1 protein-coding gene is annotated in these 765 nt (G+C 65.9%); it reads left to right on the top strand.

Going from position 1 to position 765, the window contains the following annotated elements:
* Positions 1 to 327 precede the first annotated feature (327 nt).
* A partial coding sequence (locus ACEWQ0_RS03300) for a hypothetical protein (protein WP_476484472.1) occupies positions 328 to 765 on the top strand: 438 nt, incomplete at its 3' end.

Below are 765 nucleotides of genomic sequence, written 5' to 3'. Positions count from 1 at the left end.
TCTGGAGATCGCTCCTGCAACGGCGGGCGCCAAGGCCCTGCCGGGTGGCGCGCAGGGCACGGTGGATCAATCACCAAGCGCAAGCCACCGGCTTCGACCAGCACCATATCGCGATCTGGAGATCGCTCCTGCAACGGCGGGCGCCAAGGCCCTGCCGGGTGGCGCGCAGGGCGCGGGGGATCAATCACCAGGCGCAAGCCACCGGCTTCGACCAGCACGATATCGCGATCTGGAGATCGCTCCTACAACGGGGGGCGCCAAGGCCCTGCCGGGTGGCGCGCAGGGCGCGGTGGATCAATCACCAGCGCAAGCCACCGGATCCCTCCCATGGCCATCTCCGGAAACCATCCCGGGCACGACGCGACCAGCCGGGCTCTCACGAAGCCCGCACCGCAAAGGGGCCAGCCCCCGCAGCCGTCCATCTCCTCAGACAACCGAGCGTGGGATCTTGACCTTGAAGCGCGATTTTTGGTTACTTTTTTCGCGCTGGAAAAAAGTGACCCGCCCAAAGAGCTTGCGAAGCAAGCCGGGCGGAACGCCTTTGACTTGTCGAAGCCCGGATGGGGGATGTGCAGCTGCGGGCCAAAGAGGGCCATCAAACCGTCAGAAGCCGGCCGGCTTCGATCAGCGCCGTATCGCGATCTGGAGATCGCTCCTGCAACGGCGGGCGCCAAGGCCCTGCCGGGTGGCGCGCAGGGCACGGTGGATCAATCACCAAGCGCAAGCCACCGGCTTCGACCAGCACCATATCGCGATCTGGAGATC

The organism is Wenzhouxiangella sp. YN9, from assembly GCF_056324165.1.
Note: the sequence above shows the minus strand (reverse complement) of the source record. Positions and strands in the feature narration are given on the sequence as shown.